The organism is Agrobacterium leguminum, from assembly GCF_005144435.2.
Lineage (GTDB): Bacteria > Pseudomonadota > Alphaproteobacteria > Rhizobiales > Rhizobiaceae > Agrobacterium > Agrobacterium leguminum.
In genome coordinates this window covers 2,281,404-2,302,841 of sequence record NZ_CP120211.1, presented here as the reverse complement: position 1 = coordinate 2,302,841, position 21,438 = coordinate 2,281,404, and the positions used below count along the sequence as shown (strand labels likewise).

General features: G+C 56.9%; 16 protein-coding genes. 6 read left to right on the top strand and 10 right to left on the bottom strand.

Translation table 11 applies throughout. From position 1 onward, the window contains the following. Window position 1: 1 nt before the first annotated feature. Together CFBP4996_RS11225 and CFBP4996_RS11220 are read right to left on the bottom strand one after the other, a co-directional pair. Complete coding sequence (locus CFBP4996_RS11225; RefSeq protein WP_020808420.1) at window positions 2–901, bottom strand: ABC transporter permease; 900 nt, start codon at window positions 899–901, stop codon at window positions 2–4. Further along, window positions 898–1,962 carry an ABC transporter substrate-binding protein gene (locus CFBP4996_RS11220; protein ID WP_031233319.1) on the bottom strand — a complete coding sequence of 355 codons (1,065 nt, stop codon included), beginning with the start codon at window positions 1,960–1,962 and terminating at the stop codon, window positions 898–900. Before CFBP4996_RS11220 ends, CFBP4996_RS11225 begins: the two co-directional genes overlap by 4 nt. Window positions 1,963–2,128: 166 nt before the next feature. Between CFBP4996_RS11220 and CFBP4996_RS11215 the strand changes: the two genes are divergently transcribed. Next, entirely contained in the window at window positions 2,129–2,812 is a 684-nt protein-coding gene (locus tag CFBP4996_RS11215) for a response regulator transcription factor (RefSeq protein ID WP_162935807.1), read from the top strand. 22 nt (window positions 2,813–2,834) lie between these two features. Here CFBP4996_RS11215 and CFBP4996_RS11210 read toward each other — a convergent pair whose 3' ends face one another. Both CFBP4996_RS11210 and CFBP4996_RS11205 read right to left on the bottom strand, forming a co-directional pair. Beyond that, on the bottom strand, window positions 2,835–5,198 hold the full coding sequence (locus CFBP4996_RS11210; RefSeq protein ID WP_162935808.1) for a response regulator: 2,364 nt from the start codon (window positions 5,196–5,198) through the stop codon (window positions 2,835–2,837). Between the two features lie 101 nt (window positions 5,199–5,299). Then, on the bottom strand, window positions 5,300–6,223 hold the full coding sequence (locus tag CFBP4996_RS11205; protein WP_162935973.1) for a LysR family transcriptional regulator: 924 nt from the start codon (window positions 6,221–6,223) through the stop codon (window positions 5,300–5,302). A 108-nt stretch (window positions 6,224–6,331) separates the two neighbouring features. Here CFBP4996_RS11205 and hglS point away from each other — a divergent pair, with 108 nt between their 5' ends. Genes hglS through ydiJ form a run of 4 tightly spaced genes read left to right on the top strand, consistent with a single transcriptional unit; the run spans window position 6,332 to window position 13,610 of the window. Further along, entirely contained in the window at window positions 6,332–7,726 is a 1,395-nt protein-coding gene (hglS, locus tag CFBP4996_RS11200; RefSeq protein WP_080850837.1) for a 2-oxoadipate dioxygenase/decarboxylase HglS, read from the top strand. A 47-nt stretch (window positions 7,727–7,773) separates the two neighbouring features. Next, entirely contained in the window at window positions 7,774–9,306 is a 1,533-nt protein-coding gene (amaB, locus tag CFBP4996_RS11195; RefSeq protein ID WP_080850839.1) for an L-piperidine-6-carboxylate dehydrogenase, read from the top strand. A gap of 9 nt (window positions 9,307–9,315) precedes the next feature. Continuing rightward, window positions 9,316–10,551, top strand: a complete 1,236-nt coding sequence (locus CFBP4996_RS11190; RefSeq protein WP_080850841.1) for a pyridoxal phosphate-dependent aminotransferase — start codon at window positions 9,316–9,318, stop codon at window positions 10,549–10,551. A gap of 23 nt (window positions 10,552–10,574) precedes the next feature. Beyond that, entirely contained in the window at window positions 10,575–13,610 is a 3,036-nt protein-coding gene (gene ydiJ, locus CFBP4996_RS11185; protein WP_080850842.1) for a D-2-hydroxyglutarate dehydrogenase YdiJ, read from the top strand. A 196-nt stretch (window positions 13,611–13,806) separates the two neighbouring features. Here the strand turns inward: ydiJ and CFBP4996_RS11180 are convergent, their stop codons facing one another. The 6 genes from CFBP4996_RS11180 to CFBP4996_RS11155 all read right to left on the bottom strand — a co-directional run bounded on the left by CFBP4996_RS11180 (window position 13,807) and on the right by CFBP4996_RS11155 (window position 20,247). Beyond that, window positions 13,807–15,561 (bottom strand): thiamine pyrophosphate-binding protein, encoded by a 1,755-nt coding sequence (locus tag CFBP4996_RS11180; protein ID WP_020808411.1) that lies wholly within the window; start codon window positions 15,559–15,561, stop codon window positions 13,807–13,809. A 130-nt stretch (window positions 15,562–15,691) separates the two neighbouring features. Then, window positions 15,692–16,945: an NAD(P)/FAD-dependent oxidoreductase gene (locus CFBP4996_RS11175; RefSeq protein ID WP_031233315.1), complete on the bottom strand. Its 1,254-nt coding sequence runs from the start codon at window positions 16,943–16,945 to the stop codon at window positions 15,692–15,694. 194 nt (window positions 16,946–17,139) lie between these two features. After that, window positions 17,140–17,916, bottom strand: a complete 777-nt coding sequence (locus CFBP4996_RS11170) for an amino acid ABC transporter ATP-binding protein (RefSeq protein ID WP_031233313.1) — start codon at window positions 17,914–17,916, stop codon at window positions 17,140–17,142. A gap of 19 nt (window positions 17,917–17,935) precedes the next feature. Beyond that, window positions 17,936–18,595, bottom strand: coding sequence for an amino acid ABC transporter permease (locus CFBP4996_RS11165; protein ID WP_020808408.1), 660 nt, complete (start codon window positions 18,593–18,595; stop codon window positions 17,936–17,938). A gap of 19 nt (window positions 18,596–18,614) precedes the next feature. Then, on the bottom strand, window positions 18,615–19,301 hold the full coding sequence (locus CFBP4996_RS11160) for an aspartate/glutamate racemase family protein (protein WP_080850844.1): 687 nt from the start codon (window positions 19,299–19,301) through the stop codon (window positions 18,615–18,617). 100 nt (window positions 19,302–19,401) lie between these two features. Then, a complete protein-coding gene (locus tag CFBP4996_RS11155) occupies window positions 19,402–20,247 on the bottom strand; it encodes a transporter substrate-binding domain-containing protein (protein WP_031233311.1) in 846 nt (281 codons plus the stop codon). A gap of 204 nt (window positions 20,248–20,451) precedes the next feature. Here CFBP4996_RS11155 and CFBP4996_RS11150 point away from each other — a divergent pair, with 204 nt between their 5' ends. Beyond that, window positions 20,452–21,351: a LysR substrate-binding domain-containing protein gene (locus CFBP4996_RS11150; RefSeq protein ID WP_080850845.1), complete on the top strand. Its 900-nt coding sequence runs from the start codon at window positions 20,452–20,454 to the stop codon at window positions 21,349–21,351. The last annotated feature ends 87 nt before the right edge of the window (window positions 21,352–21,438 follow it).

Genomic DNA, 21,438 nt, shown 5'->3' with positions numbered 1-21,438 from the left:
GTCACAGGGCTCCGTAGCGTTTTTGCAGGCGCAGGCTGGAGATGACGGTGAGGATCAGCGTTACACCCATCAGGACGAAAGCGAGCGTCGCCGAAAGCGGCCAGTTGTTGATCTTGATGGCCTGCTCATAGACTTTCGGCGCCATCATCTGAAACTGCGGGCCGCCAAGGAGAACCGGGCTGGCATAGGCGTTCATGCCCTGCACGAAACACAGCAGACAGCCGGAGAAAATGCCGGGCATGGCCAGCGGCAGGGTCACGCGGAAAAACGTGCGCCAGGGTCCGGCACCCATTGTCAGCGCCGCCTCCTCATAGGCCCGTCCGAGCGATTCGAAGACGCTTTGCAGGCTGATGATCATGAAAGGCAATGTCAGGGCAAGAAGGCTTATGACGACGGCGTAACCCGTGTAAAGCATGCGGATAGGTTCGTCGACCAGTCCGATCCCTCGCAGCAGCGAGTTGATCATACCGCCGTCGGATAGAAGCATCATCCAGCCGGCGGAACGGACGCCGTTGCCAAGCAACAGCGGGATGATCATGGCCAGAAGCAGTATCGTGCGCAGGAACCGACTTCCGATGCGCGAAATCAGATAGGCTGCCGGAACGCCGAAAACCAGACAGAGCACGGTGCAACAAAAGGCCACGAGCAATGTGCGCCCAAGTATCTGCAGATAAAACGGGTCCGAGAAGAAGGAAGTATAGTTTATAAGACTGTAGCCGGAAATGTCGTAGGCGCCGGGCTCGAAGATCGCCAGACTGTAGCGCGCCATCAGAACGAGCGGGAGCCCCAGGCCGAAGAGAATGAGCAGCATCGAGGGGAGCAGCAGTTCGGCTGACCGGAGGAGCGGGGAGGCACCGGAATTCCGGTGCTCTCCTTTCGATGTCGTGGCCAGCCCGATCACCCCTTGAACTCCTTGTTCCACCAGTCGAGCCATTGAGGGTCGCTCTTCGCGGCATAGGGATAGTCGACCATATGTAGCTTATCGATCTGTTCAGGCGTGAATTCCAGCAACCGCTTGCTCTCGGGCGAGAGAGCGGCGTTATCCGTGGAGACGGTATAGGACGTGGATTCGGCGATCGCCCCCATATGCGCGGGTTCCAGCATGGCGTTCAGATAAGCATAGGCCGCTTCGCGGTTGCGGGCACGCTTGGTGATCGCTGCACCGAAAGCGATGAACACCGCACCTTCGTCGGGGTAGGACCATTTGATCGGCAGACCATCCTTGCCCCACTGGATCGCACGCGCGCTGTAGTTGGCGGAAATCCAGATTTCGCCGGACTGGAAGCCTGCTGCCAGTGCCTGATGCGATGGATATAGGCGCGGTTGCACGGTTTTCTTCATCTCCAGCAGGGCAGGGAAAGCTTTGCTGACATCGCTCATCGAGCCGCCATGTGAAAGGGAGGCCGCGTAGATATAGTTGAAGTGGAGAGCATCGATAACGCCGACGCGGCCGGCATAGGCCGGGTTCCAGAGTTCCGCGAAGCTCTTCGGCGGCTCAGGAATTTTCGCCGGATTGTAGAGGATGACAAGGCCACCGTAGATCGCAGGCACCATGTATGGGGTCCTGAGCTTGTCGAGCACGTGGGGGCTGTTCGGGATCAGGGAGGCGTCAATCTCCTCGAGAACGCCCTGGCTGTTCATCTCGAAGGCATCGGCATCCGTAAGCCAGGTGACATCGACGCTGCTGCGTGGCAGGCGACGCTCGGCCAGAAGCTTGGTCTTGCGCTCTGACGCGGGTGCCAGATCGTGAATGATGTTCAGGCCAGACGTGCCGAAGGCTGGCGCTTCGAAACCCGTCACGATATTATTGTTCCAGTCGCCGCCCCAGTTGGAGACCACCAAATCTCCGGACGGCGCTGCAACAGCCAGGGATGGCATCAGCGCCGCGGCCCCTAATGCCGCAGTGCTGGCCATGAATTGACGGCGGGTCGGCTGAAAGCCGAATTTATTATGCTCGCTCAATGTCCACCTCTTTGTTTTTTAGCAGCCAGGAGTCGATGGCCGCACTTCTATTTATTTTGCCCTTTCGAGGGCACTGCCTTCTATATGAGCAATGTTTTTCCTTGTTGTTTCAAAAATGTTTCATCTATATTTCATGCGATTATATGCCGGTGTTTGGAGCGGTGGTATGAAAAAGATTCTTCTGATAGAAGACGACGAGACCTTTTCAGTGTTGCTCACCGCCTATTTTCGCACGGCAGGCTATGTGACGGTCCGCGTTGCCTCCGCGCGCGATGGGCTGCAATATTTGTCCACCTCGGGCTGGGTGGCCATCATCGTTGATCTTACTCTTCCGGATGAAGACGGATTGGTACTGATACGTATGTTGCGAGCCAGAACGATGGTACCGATCATTGTGGTGACCGGTCGCCACGCCCGCGAAGATCGGCTGGCCGCTCTCGAGATCGGAGCTGACGATTTCATTCTCAAACCTTTCGAGCCTCAGGAACTCGTGTTGCGATTGAATAATCTCGCGCGCCGCAGCGGTCGCCAGGATGGTACGGATAGAACACATCTTCCCATCGCTGGCGGTGTACTGGATATTGCCGGCCACACACTGGTATCGCCGTCGGGCCAAATGCTAGAGCTGGCAGCCAAGGACTACAGACTTGTCCGTCTTCTAGCCTTAAACCCAAATCGCGTCATAACCCGCGCACAGATTATCGACGCGATCGCCGGATCGGAGCCTCCCGATTCCGAGCGGGCCATAGATATTCGCATTTCACGGCTGCGCAAGAGGTTCGCGATGATCGGCCTGAAGCCGGAGGATTTGCGGACCGTTCATGGGAGCGGCTACAAGCTTGCGTCCTGAGAGGCCCCGCCGCCTTGTTGAATTAACGGCTTATGGGTTCGGAACCAAGCTCTCCGGTATAACTTTTGAGTTGCATGATCGCAGATGCCAGTTCCTCTCGCAATTCCGCCAGTTGCAAGCTTCCGGGGGAAGCTGTCGGCGTCTCGGTATGAGTCGACCGTGCCAACTGTTCAAAGCCGAGCAGGCCCGCAACAGATTCGACTTTATGAAGCGCCCGATAGAGTTCGTCGGTGCTGAAACTGCCGCGCTTCACAATGGCAAGGGCCGCCTGCATGGTCACGACGCTCGACGAAACGATCGCCATGACATTCTCATGACCGATGTCCTCGAGCATGCGGTCGAGCCCACCTCGATCGAACGTGCTGGTCTTTTCTCGCCGCGAAAACCGAACGCGCTCCTGCGGCTCGAGCGAGGATTGGCCTCCGCCCCCCTTGCGCACCGCGGACAAGGCTTCCGCGAGCGACTGGATATCCACGGGCTTCTCTACAAATCCGGTAATGCCGGCATCAAAGTAGTGCCGTATGTCATTCGGCATCACATTGCCGGTCATTGCAATTATCCCCATGCCGTTCGAGGCAAAGCCTCCGGCAATGATCGCATGAGCGAGTTCCACCCCGGACATTTCTGGCATCGATATGTCCAGCAAGGCTGCATCGAAGTTATGCTCCGTCAACAGGAACAGTGCATGTTGCCCGGTTTGAGCCGTCATTACCTTGTGTCCCAGACGCTTGAGCACCGATTCGGCGACGATCAGGTTCGCCGGTTCGTCATCGATCACGAGGACGTCCATCGTCGGCCCGATACTTGTCGAAACTGGTGGCTCCGAACCGCGCGGCGCCGATTGCACGAGCCGGTCAGCGCTGACGATCGGAATATCGATCCATGCCTGGGTGCCGCCTTCCACAACAGGCGCCACGCCGAGTGAGACGCCAAGGGCCGCCGCCAGCTCCTCGCTTATGGCAAGGCCGAGACCAAGCCCTTCTATTCCTGACAAACGATGCTCGCGATTTCGTGTGTAGGGGGTAAATAACTGTGCACCCAGCTCACCACCGATTCCCTTGCCAGTATCGGTCACGCTCACGCGCAGGACTGGCAGGTCATCGACCTCCAGTGTGAAGGTATCCAGCACGACCGAACCGCCCGGTGCATACTTGAAGGCATTACCTAGAAGATTGAACATGATCTGCCGAATCCGACGCGGATCCGTCAGCACCTGGCGGGGAATGTCTCGCGCCGTGTGCGACCGAAACGAGACCATGCTTTGTCGTCCCATCAGACGAGCGAAATCCACTATTTCCCGCAGGAGGGCGCGGGTGTCCGTTGGCCTTGTGTCAATGTTGAACTGTCCCGAACGCAAACTTGTAACGTCCAGAAAATCGCCCAGCACATCGCGCATTGCACTGGCTGCGCCAAACAGTGTGTCGAATGTTTGCTGCTGCGATGCCGAGCCTCTCTCGTCCTTCAGCAGCTGTGCAATGTTATAGACGATATTCAGAGGATTGCGCAGCTCGTGGCCAACTTTGGCGACGAAGCGGGTACGCGCGGCGAGTTCGTTCTTTGCCTCATCCAGGGCCGCACGAAGATCGGCTTCCCTCTCCTTCAATATGGTGATGTCGGCGCGAATGCTGCTGATCGCGCCCGACGGTGTTTTTCGCTCACTGACCTGTATCCACCGCCCATCGGAAAGGTGCTGCTCGAAAAAACCGATATTCGCGTGATGAAATGACAGGCGTTTTCGAGACCATTGTTCGGCATCCTCGTTCAACTGGAAAACGCCGCGCCGCAGGCTTTCGCGCATGACGTCGTGAAAACTCAAACCCGGAGCCATCATATCGGCCACCGTCGGATAAAGTCTTCTATATTGTTCATTACAGACGACCATCCGGTCATCTGGGCCATAAAGTACGAAAGCCTCCGGCAATGCTTCAATTGCCTCGATGAGGACGCGGGTAAAATTCGGATCCGTTTGTTGCGCTTTTTCGAGCGTTGCTATCTGGTCCCCACTGGGTTCGGGCTTGTCCGGATCGCCGGCGTAAATTGGGTGAGAGGCGATTGGATCATTCAAGTGAGTTCCAGCCGGCGCTTTGTAGTGCACGGCACCGCTCGCCATGTTCCCGTCCAGGCAGCCTATGATCACAGCTCCATCGAATATATGCTGACCGGACCATGTTAATATCTTTCCGGAAAAATGCCTTCGAGTGTATGCCGATGATAATAAGGCCCCGATTTTGATCGCCCCGAATCCATCACCTGTCTCTATTACGGGCTCGGGTTCGGTAACTCCAAGATAATCCAGCAGGTCAATTCCCTCGATGCCCCTATTCGGCATTTGCCAGTGCATTGATCTGTCAGATAGATTGAAACTCCAAAGAAGGATCTGATCCACTTTCATAGCTCCTAAATTCGATGATCCGGCTCCGGCCGGCGGCGCATCTCTTTCCAGGGCATTCGGCACCATAGGCTCTGTACTTGAGAGGAAGCTCGTTTTTATGTCAGGAGTTCCGATGATGGTGCAGCGGTTCCCACTTCGGATTCAAGCCACTGTTGGAAAAGATCGGCGTTCGGGTGGGTCTGCTTTTGCTCGGGGCGCACGATGTAGTAGGCGTTCTCTGTCGACATGGGCGCATCTGTGATCGGAGCCAGCGCTCCGGAACGGACTTCGTGTTCCACCAGATATGTCGGCAACAGGGCGACGCCAAGCCCGGCGACGGCAGCGGCTGTGAGCATCGAGAACTGGTCGAAGCGCGGTCCGGGATAGGCGTTGTCCACCGCAACATCATGGAACCGGCACCACTCCGCCCATAGTTTCGGCCTGGTCGTCAGATGTAGAAGCCGGGCATTGCCCGGCGGCGGGCGGCTATCGGCGCTGATCGCGCGTGCAAGTTCGGGACTTGTCATCGGCATCACCGTTTCGTGACAGAGAAATGTAGAAACTCCACCCGCCCAGGCTGGCTGGCCGTAGTGAATGGCCAAATCAAAATTGTCCTCCACGAAGCTGAAAGGTTTTGAACGGGATTCTATGGTAACTGCCACGTCAGCGTACTTGTGCAGGAAGCGGCCGAGGCGGGGCACCAGCCACTTGGTGCCGAATGTCGGCAATGTGGCTATCCGCAGCGAGGATTTCATCTGTCCCGCAGCGACTGCGCCGATCATCAGCCGTTCCGATCTAAGCAGTAATTCCTTCACTTCCGGTAAAAAACGCTGCCCCGCCTCCGAAAGGATCACCCGGCGGCGAATGCGCTCGAAGAGCTGTAAGCCGGTCTGCTGTTCGAGTTCGGCAATCTGGCGGCTCACAGCGCTTTGCGTAAGGTTCAGCTCTTGCGCAGCCCTGGAGAAATTCTGATGGCGTGCGGCACATTCGAACGCTTGGAGATTGACGATGTCCGGTATCAAGCTTCTACGCATATCTATTCCAATTTGGCATCAACTTAGCGAAATCTCTCACAACTGCGGCAAGAATTAACCGGTTATAGTGCATTTCAAGAATGATGTCGCACAATTTCAGAGGATCGTGCCAGCATGTCCAGTTATGTCTCTACCAACGAAATCCGCGCAATCTTCTCGGGCGCCATGTCGGAAATGTACCGTGATGAGGTTCCGGCCTACGGCACGCTGATGGAACTGGTTGCCCGGGTCAATAATGAGGCGCTGGCGAAGAGGCCGGAGCTTAAGGAGCGCCTTGCTGCAACCGATAGTCTCGAGCGCATTTCAGAGGAGCGCCATGGGGCAATTCGCCTTGGCAGCGCAGAGGAACTGGCGACCATGCGCCGCGTCTTCGCTGTCATGGGCATGTATCCGGTCGGCTATTACGACCTTTCGACGGCGGGTGTGCCGGTTCATTCCACCGCTTTTCGGCCGGTCGGTAACGAGGCGCTGAAGCGTAACCCGTTTCGTGTATTCACCTCGCTGCTGCGGCTCGACCTGATACCCGATGAGGCGTTACGCACTGAAGCCGCCCGTATTCTGGAGCAACGCCGGATATTTACTGTCGGAGCTATCGCACTTACGGAGAAGGCGGAGCGTGACGGCGGCCTGTCGAAAGAGGATGCAGACCGTTTCGTATCGGAAGTGCTGGAAACATTTCGCTGGCATGACAAGGCCAATGTCGATGTGGACATGTACCATCGACTGCACGATGCGCATCGCCTGATTGCAGACGTGGTTTCCTTCCGGGGACCGCACATCAACCATCTCACGCCACGCACGCTGGATATTGATGCGGTGCAGGCGCTGATGCCGGCCTACGGTATCGCCCCCAAGGCCGTTGTCGAGGGGCCGCCGACCCGCGAATGCCCCATTCTGCTGCGCCAGACGTCTTTCAAGGCGCTCGAAGAGGCCGTTTCGTTCCCCGATGGCAAGGGCGCGTGGAAAACCGGTTCGCATACCGCACGCTTCGGCGAGATAGAGCAGCGTGGTATTGCGCTGACCCCGAAGGGACGAGGGCTCTACGACCGGTTGCTCGATGAAACGCGAAAAGTGGTTCGCCCGGCTGCCGATGGCTCCAACGCGCGCGAATACGAGGCTGCCCTGGCAAAGACGTTCGAGGCGTTCCCCGATAATTGGGCACAAATCCGCAAGGACGGTCTGGGATATTTCAGCTACTCTCTGGCCCCCAGGGCAACAGATGCCGTGTCTGCCTCCGCGCCTGATCTTGAGGCGCTCATCGCAGACGGGCTCGTTCGCTTCGACCCGATTGTCTATGAAGACTTTCTGCCGGTGAGCGCGGCGGGTATATTCCAGTCCAATCTCGGCGATGGTGCGCAGCAGGAATTTGTCGCAAGCCCCAACCAGACACGGTTTGAGGCCGACCTCGGGGCAAGCGTGCTCAACGAGTTTGACCATTACGCAGGCATCGAAAGGGCGTCTGTCGATGCCTGCCTTACCGCATTGGCGGGACGTGCCATGGCCGGTTGACCAGCCGCGCCCGCAGTTTCCAGATTTCCGAACCGGAGTTTTGAACCATGAACATCATCGTGAAATCCACATCCGTTGCAGCAGAAGCCGCCGCCATTCTCGAACGCCTTGGTGTCGAAAAGTCGCTGTACACCGCAGGCGACATGGATTCGTTTTCGCCGGTAACCGGCGAGAAAACAGGTAAGCTGAAAACCGTAACGCCGGCCAAAGCGGCGACGGCAATCGACACGGCTGATGAAGCATTCCGCCAATGGCGGTTGGTCCCGGCCCCACGGCGCGGCGAACTGATCCGTCTGCTGGGCGAGGAACTACGTGCCGCCAAGGCCGATCTCGGTCGCCTCGTTTCCATCGAAGCCGGGAAAATCCCCTCTGAGGGCCTTGGCGAAGTGCAGGAAATGATCGATATCTGCGATTTCGCCGTCGGGCTGTCCCGTCAGCTTTATGGCCTGACGATTGCCACCGAGCGCCCCGGTCACCGTATGATGGAAACCTGGCATCCGCTTGGTGTCATCGGCATTATTTCGGCTTTCAATTTCCCGGTCGCCGTCTGGGCGTGGAACGCGGCGCTGGCCATCGTCTGCGGTAACAGCGTCGTATGGAAGCCCTCGGAAAAAACTCCGCTGACCGCGCTTGCGGCGCATGCGGTGCTGGAGCGGGCGATCAGCCGTTTCGGCGACGCGCCGGAGGGTCTTTCCCAAGTGCTGATTGGTGATCGCGAAATCGGTGAAATCCTCGTGGATCACCCCAGGGTGCCGCTGGTTTCCGCCACCGGCTCCACGCGTATGGGGCGGGCTGTCGGTCCGCGTCTGGCGGCGCGCTTTGCCCGCGCCATTCTGGAGCTTGGCGGCAACAATGGCGGTATCGTCTGCCCCTCCGCCGACCTCGACATGGCGCTACGGGCCATCGCTTTTGGTGCCATGGGCACGGCCGGTCAGCGTTGCACCACGCTTCGCCGCCTGTTCGTACATGAAAGCGTCTACGACCAGCTCGTTCCGCGTCTGAAAAGGGCTTATGGCAGTGTTTCTGTCGGTAATCCGCTGAATGGTTCTGCCCTTGTCGGTCCGCTGATCGACCGGCTGGCGTTTGATGGAATGCGGAAGGCATTGGCCGAGGCCCGCCAGCATGGCGGCGTGGTTCATGGTGGCGAGCGCGTCGATTGCGATTCCGCGGAGGCATTTTATGTCAAGCCTGCGCTGGTCGAAATGCCGCAACACGAAGGCCCGGTATTGGAAGAAACTTTCGCGCCGATCCTCTATGTCATGAAATATAGCGATCTCGATGCGGTGATCGAAGACCATAATGCCGTTGGCGCCGGTCTTTCGTCATCGATCTTCACGCTCGACATGCGCGAAGCGGAACGCTTCCTTGCGGCCGATGGTTCAGATTGTGGTATCGCCAACGTCAATATTGGCACATCGGGGGCGGAGATCGGCGGAGCCTTCGGCGGCGAAAAGGAAACCGGGGGCGGACGTGAATCCGGCTCGGACTCGTGGAAGGCTTACATGCGCCGCGCCACCAACACCATCAACTATTCGAAATCACTGCCGCTCGCGCAGGGCGTTTCGTTCGATATCGACTGAGGTGTGCTCATGACAATTTCCACCGCCATAGTGGAGGCGGGCTTCAGACCCGCCTCGCGGATCGCCTCGGTCGGCGTTTCGAAAATTCTTCAGATCGGTGCAAGGGCTGCGGCGATGAAGCGCGATGGGCACCCGGTCATCGTGCTCGGTGCCGGCGAGCCGGATTTCGATACGCCGCAGAGTATCAAGGATGCCGCCAAGGCAGCCATCGATGCGGGCGAGACGAAATACACGGCACTTGACGGAACGCCGGCTCTAAAAAAGGCGATCGTTGCGAAATTCAGCCGTGAAAACCACGTTGACTACGCTGTTGACGAGGTGACGGTAGGGACGGGGGCCAAACAGATACTCTTCAATGCCTTCATGGCAACGCTCGATAAGGGCGACGAGGTGATTATCCCTACGCCCTATTGGACATCTTATTCCGATATCGTCGAAATTTGCGGCGGCACCTCCGTCCTGATCCCCTGCGATGCAAGCGCTGGGTTCCGTTTGCAGGCAGAGCAGCTTGAGAGGGCGATTACGCCTAAAACCCGCTGGGTACTTCTCAACTCGCCTTCCAATCCCTCGGGTGCAGCCTATAGCGAAGCCGATTACCGGCCATTGCTCGATGTGCTTTTGCGCCACCCGCATGTCTGGCTGATGGTCGATGACATGTATGAGCACATCGTTTACGACGATTTCCGCTTCGTGACGCCGGTGGCGATGGAGCCGCGCCTGAAGGAACGGACGTTGACGATCAATGGCGTATCGAAAGCCTATGCCATGACCGGCTGGCGGATCGGTTATGCCGGTGGCCCGAAGGCGCTGATAAAGGCCATGGCCGTTATCCAAAGTCAGGCGACATCATGCCCTTCGTCCATCGGACAGGCGGCGTCTGTCGAAGCGCTTAACGGCCCTCAGGAATTCTTGAAGGAAAGGCAGGCAAGTTTCCGCCACCGCCGCGATCTCGTCGTGTCACGTCTAAACACTATCGAGGGGTTGGAGTGCCGCACGCCGGAGGGAGCTTTTTACGCGTTTTCTGGCTGTGCGGGTGTCATCGGCAAGGTAACACCGAAGGGCAAACGGATAGAGGCCGATCACGACTTCACGGATTATCTGTTGGAAGAGGTCCATGTGGCGGTGGTTCCCGGCTCGGCATTCGGTCTTTCGCCGTTCTTCCGGATTTCCTACGCGACCTCAGAGGCGGAACTGACAGAGGCGCTTGACCGCATCGCGCGGGCATGTGCTGCCCTGCAAGATTGATCAGGCATGGGATTTAAAAGCCGATGATCCCCCGTCTGAAGTCATCTTGCGGAGAACCATGCCTGTCACCCGGTTTTTTTGAGCGTCTCATCGAGGCTGGGTTCAGGGGCGACATCGAGACACGCGCGGCCTCGCGCATCGTTCTCGCTACCGACAATTCCATCTATCAGATGGAACCTGCCGGGGTGCTTTTTCCACAAGATACCGATGATCTGAAGACAATTACAAGGGTTTTATCGGAGCCTGCATTTCGGAAAGTCGTCATTGTTCCGCGTGGCGGAGGCACCGGCACCAACGGCCAGTCGCTGACAACCGGCATAGTTGTCGATTGCTCCCGGCACATGTGCCGTATCCTCGAAATCGATCCGGTTCGCCGGATGGCCCGTGTCGAGGCGGGCGTGGTCAAGGATCAGTTGAACCGCGCACTCAAGTCTTATGGCCTGTTTTTTGCGCCTGAGCTTTCAACATCGAACCGCGCAACGATCGGTGGCATGATTTCCACCGACGCCTGCGGTCAGGGTTCATGCCTTTATGGCAAGACTTCCGGCCACGTATTTGGCCTACGCGTTTTGCTGATGGATGGCTCGGACCTGTGGTCACGCCCGCTGGGCAGCGCGGCGTTGAATGAGGCCATGGCCCGGAGTGACCTTACAGGAGAAATTTACCGCACGGTCGAGAAGATTACCCGTGAAAAGGCAGATCGTATCCGCGAGATTTTTCCCGATCTCAATCGCTATATGACCGGCTACGACCTCGCTCATGTGCGGCGTGATAACGGTGATTTCGACCTCAACGCTATTTTGTGCGGCTCGGAAGGTACGCTGGCGATGATCGGCGAGGCGGAACTCAACCTGCTTCCCATTCCTGGCCATGTGGCGCTGGTAAATATCCGCTATGGCGATTTCAACACCGCGCTGGAACACGCACGTGCGTTGACGGCACTTAAAGTCGCCTCCGTCGAGACAGTTGATGAGAAGGTTTTGGGTCTGGCGAAGGGCGATATTGTCTGGAACGGCATCGCCCGTTTCTTTCCGGACGATACAGCCGGTTCAGCCAACGGTATCAATATTGTCGAACTGCTTGCCGACGACGAGGATGAGTTGAAGCGTCATCTGGCGCAGGTGATCGCAGCGCTAGACGCAGATAGCAGTCACCGTGGATACACCATTGCCCGTGGACATCACGATGCGGAAGCAATATGGGCCATGCGTAAGCGTGCTGTTGGCCTTTTGGGCAATGTCGAAGGGCCGGTGAGGCCAGTGGCCTTTGTGGAAGATACCGCTGTACCCCCGCAGAACCTTGCGGAATACATTCGTGAGTTTCGTGCTTTGCTTGATTATGCAGGTGTGTCCTATGGCATGTTCGGTCATGTGGATGCGGGCGTTCTGCATGTACGCCCGGCACTCGACCTCAGCCGTGATGACCACACACCTATGGTCCGTCATATCAGTGATGCGGTGGTGGCGCTGACCCGCAAATATGGTGGCGTATTATGGGGAGAGCACGGCAAGGGCGTGCGCTCGGAATATGTGCCGGAGTTTTTTCAGGATCTTTACCCGGATTTGCAGCGTATAAAACAGGTCTTTGACCCCGATTATCGTCTAAATCCGGGCAAGATCGCGGCTCCGGCTTCAAAGTCCCTGCTGAAAATTGACGAGGTGCCACTGAGAGGGGGAGTTGACAGGATCATCGGTAACGACATTCGTTCCGCCTTCGACAATGCCGCCTATTGCAACGGGAATGGTGCCTGTTTTGATTTCGATGAAACCAGTCCGATGTGTCCTTCCTACAAGGCTACACGCGACAGACGCTATTCGCCCAAAGGCCGGGCGATGCTGATGCGTGAATGGTTGCGGCTGCTTGCAGAAAAGGGAAGGGACGCACGCAACGAGGCGGAGGCGCTGCGTATCGGGCGCAAACGTCTGTTGGCGCTGTGTCGTCGGGTGCTGAACTCGCTCGATCCGGCAAACAGGTACGACTTTTCCCATGAAGTTCGAGAGGCGATGGACAATTGCCTGGCTTGCAAAGCCTGTGCAGGTCAATGTCCTGTCAAAGTGAGTGTTCCTGCTTTCCGCGCTAGATTTCTGGAGATGTATTACGGTCGTTATCTGCGCCCGCTGAAAGACCCGCTGGTTGCCGCTATCGAGACCACATTGCCGCTCATCAGGCGGGCAAGGCCACTCTATAATCTCCTTGCAGGAACAGGACCGGGTCGCAGGCTGATGCGTGTTGCCGGGTTGACGGCATTGCCATTGCTGCCTGCTGTTTCTCTTGCCGACCATGCGCGCAAGCTTGGTGCCACCATAGCAACCATTGAAAACATCCGAAAGATGACGCAATCCGAGCGTGAAAGGGCGGTGGTCTTCGTAACCGATGCGTTTACCGCCTCATTCGAACCGGCTGTAGCACTTGCCGCTATCAGGCTGGCCCGCAAAATAGGGCTGGTGCCTCTTCTGGCCGAGCCGCATGTCAATGGCAAGGCGCTGCATGTGCATGGGTATCTGCGGCGTTTCGAGGCGGCGGCAGCGCGCACGGCCCATAGTCTCCAGTCCATTGCCGATTTTGGCGTGCCCCTTGTGGGGCTTGATCCCTCGATGACCCTGACATTTCGCAGCGAATACAAATCTCTGTCTGATGCGCCATTGAAAGCGACCGTCCTGCTGCCACAGGAGTGGCTGGCCACGCAGTCGGAGCGGCTTTCCGCCAGCATATCGCCAATAAAACATGCCAGCTTTGGGCTGCTGCTCCACTGTACGGAGCGCAGCAACGTTCCGGCATCGGCTGGTCATTGGAAACAGGTGTTCGAACGGCTAGGCGTGAGGCTGGATATCGTCAATGCCGGTTGCTGCGGCATGGCGGGAACGTTTGGTCATGAGGCTCGCAACCGCGCCACCTCGGAAAAACTCTATGACATGAGTTGGGCCGCGCCCGTAGCGAAGGCAAACGGCGATAACGTGGTTATGGCCACTGGCTATTCCTGTCGTTCGCAGGCGAAGGCAATAGACGGGAAATTCCTGCCACACCCGCTTGAAGTCATAGACCGTCTGACCGACCAATAAAGTTGGGCTGACGAACTGTAACGCGAAACGCCCGGATGCGCTCATCCGGGCGTTTCGGTTTTTCTTGAGGTGTTGTGCACAGATTGATGTGGGAAGGGCGTAAGGCGCGAGCTTGTCCTCGACCATTCTTTGACCGTGAATACATCACCTTGATAGAGCGCCAGCGAAAAGCTGACGCTCCATTATTGTTATTCGCTCAAAAGTAACGAACTTCCTCGGCCTCGATGCTCAGCGGGTCTTTACCGCGCTTGGTCAGCCACGAATAGACCGGCGGTACGCGATCGGCAATTGATTCAACGTGAATGTCGATCAGGCATGGGCCGGATGTGTAGGCAAAGGCTTCAGCGAGCGCCCTGTCGAGCTCTTTCGAATTGGTGGCGGTCCAGGCCTTGACGTCAAATGCTTCCGCAATTGCCTGCCCACGCGGTGGCATGAAATCCACGCCGAAGCACTGGTTATGTCCCTTCAGCCGGTGCAGCCCCTTGATCCAGCCGAAGGTGCCGTTGTTGAACAGCAGGAGAATGGCCGGAACCTGAAGGCGAACGAGTGTTTCCAGTTCGCCGACCGTCATCCCGAATGACCCATCGCCGAACATGCCGATAGGTCGGCGATCCTTGTTGGCAAACCACGCACCAACCGTAGCGGGCAGCGCAGAACCCAATCCGCCGAAAGCGCGTGGTATCGCGAAGCGGATTCTGCGATCTTTCAACTTCAGAAAACGTGTCATATGCGGCGTTGGCGTTCCGGCGTCAGAATAAATATGAGCCGGTTTGCCGTAAGCTTCGAGCGCTTCGTTGAAGCATCGAACTGCGCGTTCGGGTCGCAACGGGGCGGCTTCAGAGCTTAAAAGCTTCTCGGCATTTTCCCAGAAGTTAGCGCGCAAGTCGTTCAATTCATCGACCCATTCCTGTGTCCGGGCCGCATCATTATCAGCAGGTGCCATTTCAATGAGGCGTTGAAGGACCAGGCGGGCGTCGCCCTGAACCGACAGCACATTCTCGTAGTTGTTGGCCATAATCTCGTGATCGATATCGATCTGGGCCACACGCTTGTTGAGCGTAATTTTCGGGAAGGTCCAGCCAATGGTAACGACCGAGCCCATCCTTGATCCTACAAAAAGGACGAAATCGGCATGTTCCAGAGACCAGTTGGCATGTGGATGAAATCCGTTGTCGCCAATAACGCCGACCGCCAGCCGATGATCGTCAGGCATTGTACCTTGGCCCGTCATCGTGGTGCAGACCGGAATATTCAGCCGTTCAGCCAGCTCCGTCACCTCCGGTCCGGCGCAAGAGCGGTTGACGCCACCACCCGAAACGATCAACGGCTTCTTGCTGCTCGTCAGCATCGACATCACGGCATCCAACTTGTCCTGAGGCGGAAGCGTAGGATATGCAGGGAACTGCCTGCATTCGGCCTCGACGTGAAGCGATACACGTGCCGGATCCACCTCAGCGATAAGCATGTCCTCTGGAATCTGGAGATGGACCGCACCTGGCTTGCCAGAGCACGCAACGCGGAATGCACGACGAATGATTTCCGGCAATTTTTCCGCCGATTTCACTTGCACTGACATTTTGGTGATCGGATCGAACAGGCGAGCGCAATCCAGCTCGGTCAAGACGCCACGGCCTTCACCGGGGAGGGGAATGTCGATCGTCAGCAGAATGACCGGAACCGAGGAGGAGTTCGATTCAGCTACCGGAGGCAGTGAATACATGGCGCCTGCGCCCGATGGGCACTCGAAGACGCCGGGCTTGCTGGTAAAGCGCCCATAGGCATCCGCCATGTAACCGGCAGAGCGTTCGTCGCGTGCCATAACGTGGCGAATCCTGTCTTCTCGCTCCTGCAAGGCCTCATAAAAAGGAACGTTGGTGTCCCCCGGTACGCCGAATATCACTTCGACCCCATATCCGATCAGCATGTCCACCAGAATATCTGCGCCGCGCACGACGGTCTCCTTTCGTTACTTTAAAATTCAATCACAACCTGACAGTGGTTTTGAGGATGATCACTGTGACCGGCCCATGCTGCGGGAAGCATGATGGGATGTTCTCCCAACTTTCATGAGCCGGCCTCACTCAGGCGAAGCGCCTTGGCGAAAACGCCTCGATACCAGAGGTGGGTGTTTTGCCGCTAACCATGTCTGCGACGATCCGGCCAGTGATCGGACCGGATGCAAAGCCGACATGTCCGTGTCCAAAGGCGTAGAAAACGTTATTCGAGCGGGAGGACGTGCCAATGACCGGCAAACCGTCCGGTGTGGACGGGCGATGGCCCATCCAGCGGTCCAGCTTCATCTCCGTGCGTGGAGTCAAGTGATCGTATGTGGCAATGGCGTGCTCGATCAGAATGTCGACGCGCTTCCAGTTGGGGGGAGTCTCCACCGATGCCAGTTCGACTTGTCCGGAGAGGCGCAGACCTTTCGAGGTCGGCGTATTCGCCATCTTGCCGTCGCTTGGCATGACTGGATGCGAAGGCCCGTTCTCCTCGGAAACAACAACGCCATGATAGCCCCTCTCGGCTTCGAGCGGGATACGGTCGCCAGCCTCGCGTGCGAGGGCTTTGGACCAGACACCGGATGCGATCACGGCCCTGTCGCAGTTGAGGCGGCCGTTATCCGTCTCGACTGCAATCAGACTGTTATCGTCAAAAACGAAACCGTTGGCTTGCGCTTTCATAAGAGTGGCCCCACGGGCGATTGCGGTCGAAACGATCGCTGCAACGTAAGCGCCGGGATCGACGCAATGGGCGCCATCTTCCGCCAGAACCCCGAAGTTGTAGCGATGGGAAAGCTGTGGTTCCCGTGCGTGCAGTTGCCCAGCATCCAGTTCTTTCCAGCGCAAGCCTGTCATGGAGCGCAGATGCCATGATAATTTCTCCGCCTCGAAATCCTGTCTGCCCGGATAAGCATACAGCAGGCCTTCCTGACGAATGAGATGGCTGAGGCCCAGTTCTTCAGCCAGTTTGAGGTGTCGTTGCGGGCTGTCTCCAAGGAGGGTTGCCAGCGCATGCGCGGTTTTTTCGACCCGCGCGACCGTCGAGCCTGCGATGAGAAATCTCACCAGCCATGGCAGGAGCTTGAGAATATGCCGCCAACGGATGACGAGTGGGCCTTTGGGATTCAACAAATAGCTCGGAATCTGTCTCCACAGACCCGGCATCGACATGGGTACGACCGACGCAGGGCTGATCCAGCAGCCGTGTCCATAGCTGGCGCTCTGACGCCCGCCCGGCTCGCCGGCTTCCAGAATTGTAACTTGATGGCCGTCACGGATTAATTCCAGCGCCGTACTTGCACCCACTATGCCTGCGCCAATTACGATTACGTGCATGTCTATCATTCCCGAGCATTACAACGGTTAGACGATCGCTGATCGATGGGCGCAAAAATTCGTCTCCTGCTGTGACGCGGGAGTTGGGTTCATCGCTTGTCGATCACTTTAATGGACCCCGGGGCAGAACCGGGATGACCTGTTTTTCAGTTTACGTACCAACCAGGACCCGGCAGGAGGGGCGGTCGGCACAATCAGTTCGGACCAAGACCATTATGGAAATGGCTCAGGAAGGATCGCGTCGCCGGTTGAACGGGATTGTCGATCACCTGGCGCGCCTCGCCTTCCTCAACGACACATCCATCACGCATGAAGACGACACGGTCCGCCACGTCGCGGGCAAATGCCATTTCATGCGTGACCAGCAGCATCGTCATGCCTTCGGCGGCAAGAGAGCGGATGACGGATAGAACCTCTCCCACCAACTCGGGGTCGAGCGCCGAGGTCGCTTCATCGAACAGCATGACTTCAGGCTTCATCGCCAATGCCCGAGCGATTGCGACGCGTTGCTTCTGTCCACCGGACAAACTGTCGGGGGGAGCCGTTGACTTATCGGCGAGCCCTACCTTTTCCAGCAGTCCGCGGGCGATCTCCCGCGCCTCGGCTTTGGATTTTCGCAGAACCGTGATCGGCCCTTCCATCACATTTTGCTCGACGTTCATGTGCGGGAAAAGATTGAAGCTCTGGAAAACCATCCCTGTCCTTGCGCGGAAGGCGGCAAGCGCCTTGTCCCCGGGCAGCTTCCGCGTGCTGGAAAAGTCAATTGCCTGATCACCCACGCGAATGAAGCCCTGCTCCGGAACCGTCAGCAGATTGACGCTTCGCAGCAACGTCGATTTTCCTGAGCCGCTGGGACCAATGAGTGCAACGACGTTTCCTTTCTTCACGTTCAGCGTGATGTCCTTCAGGACCTCGAAGTCGCCGAAGGATTTTTTCACGCCGGAAAGCTCGATCATATTGTGTTCTGACATGATGATAAGCCTTTCGTGATCAGCGGCCTGCACGCGCTTCAAGCCTGTGAGCGAAGCGTGTCAGCGGGAAAAGGAGGATGAAATAGATGACTGCGATCATCGTGTAGGTTTCCAGCGGCCGATAACTTGCGGACGTGATCAACTGGCCCTGGTAAAGCAGATCCGGAACGGCCAGAACCGACAGAAGCGAAGTGTTTTTCAGCTGTAGAACTGTCTGGTTCATCAAGGGCGGGATCATGCGGCGAAATGCCTGGGGTAAAACCACGCGCGCCATGAGCTGATGTCGCCTCATGCCGAGTGCGCGTCCCGCGTCCCATTGGCCAAGATCAACCGAAATGATGCCTCCGCGGATGATTTCGCCGAAAAATGATGCGCCGTAAAGCGTCAAGGTGATGAAGGCTGCCGAACCCGGAGACAATTCTATTCCGGTCAGGATCGGCAACGCATAATAGCACCACACAAGCTGGACCAGGACCGGCGTACAACGGAATATCTCGATGAAGCCCGTGATAAGCGCGCCGAGGATTTTTACGTTTGAGAGGCGAGCAAGGGCGACCAGACAACCGACAATCAAGCCTGAAACCGCAGTGCCAATCGTAAACCCGATTGTATAAAGTACACCCGTCCAGATCAGGCTCTGGTACTGTATGAGAAAACTGAAATCCCATTGATATTGCATATCGTTCCCACTTTTTTATTTATCGCGCTTCACCAATCGAGGCTCCTGCATGAAGCCACCGGCCAAGTGTGAGGATATCGAACACCGGAAGGCCAAAACGCTTCGATATCTCCGCTGAAAAAGGCGGCAAGTTCGTGCATTCAAATACGAGCGCGCCGATGGAAGGCTGCTTGTCGACGAGATCCTGAACGGTCTGCAATAACTCGTTGCTGAGGGCCTCGCGGTCATAGGGCTTGTCGCCCTCGATCAACTGGTGAAGCGCTCCGCCTTTGGGCAGTCCGGCAACCGGAGGGACATCCATGACGCCCGCTTCCCGGAAATGACGGTCCGTCAGAGAGTTGAAATCATATGTAATCACTCCGACTTTCTTTCCAGCGGGAAGAAAGGCGGTGATCTGCGGAATTTGCAGCAGGCTGGACGTCGCAACAGGAAGCGTGAGGCGGCTTGCGAGTGCGCTTTGCCGCAGCACCAGAAAACCGCATGATGTCGTCAATGCACAGGCGCCTTCTCTCGCCAGCTCTTCACCGGCAGCCACAAAGGCATCGAGCAAAACCGCATCGTCTTCGCCATTGACGATCGTTCTGGCGCTTGCGCCATTGACAGTTTTGTAGACGACGGGGAACGGCCAGCTGCCAGCGTTACCCACGTCACCCAAAGGACGCTCAAACGTCGTGTCAAGCATCATGATACCAAGCGAGCTGGCCATGGTTTCACCGAAAAATACAATGGCCGCCGTGCGTCACGCAACGGTAGCTCCTGTTGGAAACAGGGACAGGATCACGGGTGACCCTGTCCACACCCGATCATCAGAACTGAATATCGGCCGGAATATCCTCTTTCTGGACGCCGACCAGATCGAGACTTGAGGTAATCCAGCTCGTCACCACGCCGGAAGAGCGATTGAATTCAAGCCAGTTGTCTACAAAAGTCCGGAATCGTGAGCTGTCCTCTGCACGAACGCCAGCACAGGTCGGCTGACGCACGATTGGTCCGGGGACAACGATTTTGCCGACATTCGCGTTCTTCTTGACAGTTACCAGTGACAGCATTGCGACCTGGATGACAGCGTCAGCGCGACCGGTCTGAACCGAGAGCGTTGCCTCGTCGGGAGTCTTCAGCGCGACGAGTGTTGCCTTTGGCAGAACGCGACGGGCGAAAAGATCGTGTGTCGATCCGATATCGACCGCAATGCGGACCTCCGGCTTGTTCAGCTCTTCCCAGGTCTTCGGTTCAAGGCCCGGCTTGGCGATGATGGTGAAGGTATTCTGCATGATCGGACGGGTGAATTCGACCACCAGTGCACGTGACGGTGTGGGGCTAAGGCCAAACATGATGTCGATCTTGTTGGCTTGAAGATCGAGAACCGCATTGCCCCAGGTGGTTTCGCTGATTTCGACTTCAGCCTCGAGCGACTTCGCGAGATCGCGGGCCATGCTCATACAAAAGCCAGACCACTCACCAGTCGCGATATCCTTATGATAATATGGTTCGGTTCCAACGATCCCGGCGACACGCAGTTTCTTGCTGCTGCGTATGCGTTCAAATGTCGAACCAGCAGCGGGTGCCTGAGCGACTGCAGGTGTAGCAAGAGCGGTTGCAACCGCGCCCGCGCCGGCGAGTCCAAGGAGGCTTCCAAAATTACGTCTGTTCATGTCATCCCCTTTTTTACATTATTTGACGGTACTCTTGCTTCTGCGGGTTCCCAGTTATCCGCGTCGCAGTCTCGGCAATTGCCTTTTCCCTTCGGGTTACAGGCACGTTCGCCGGATGAGTCAGTCTTGACGATCTTGCATTTAAAACAAAACATCGAATAATCCGCCTTGCATGAGTTTTAGTCATGATGAGGGGTTTGGGCAATGAGGCGGTATCTTCCATCACTTTCGGCGCTGCATGCCTTCGAAGCTGCGGCCCGATATATGAACTTCACGCGCGCCGCTGATGATCTCGGTCTCACGCAGAGCGGGATCAGTCGGCAGATTCGTAATCTGGAGGATTTTCTGGGGACTACCCTTTTTCACCGTTCAGGCCCACGTTTGGTGCTGACAGAAGTTGGAGCCAACTACTATCGCGATCTTGCTTTCACGCTGGACCGGCTTGAAGAAATCTCTATCGATGCGGTCCGTGGCCGTAGTGTTGATTCCTCCTTGATGGTGGGAACGCATCCAACTTTTGCATCTCGTTGGTTGCCTCAACGGCTTTCTACTTTCATTTCGGCATTTCCGGACATACCCTTGGAGTTCACGTTAGCAACGCCCGCGACCGACTTCGAAACGACACGTTTGGACATTGCGGTATTGCGGGGGGCTGGTACGTGGCTCCATGCCCGTGCAATTGAACTCTTCCCTGAGAAACTTGCTGTTGTGGCCGCACCGAGCCTTATCCCATTGGGTGAGAAACTTGAACCACTCGAATTTTCGAATTTCCCGATGATCCAAAATGCCGGCCGGCCCAGCCTCTGGCTGAATTGGCTGCGTTTTGCCGGACTATCCTATAGCGGACGCATTCAGGGAATAAGATTTTCTCACTATGAGACGATCATCAATGCAGCCGTAAACGGACTTGGCGTCGCTGTCGTACCAACATTTTACATCGAGCACGAACTTGAAAATGGCTTATTGCACATGCCTTTCGGTGATGCCACGCATTCCGACGATTCCTATTATGTCGTTTACCCGGAAAGAAAAGCGAACAACCCCAATGTCGTGTTGTTCAGGGATTGGCTGATCAGGCAATCCCGAAAACACGCAGATCAATAAGCCGATTTGCTGAGTTCTGCCTCCGATAGGATTATTTTTTGCATGATTAGTTTGCCGTTTCCGACCGCAATTCATTAGAGCGACTGT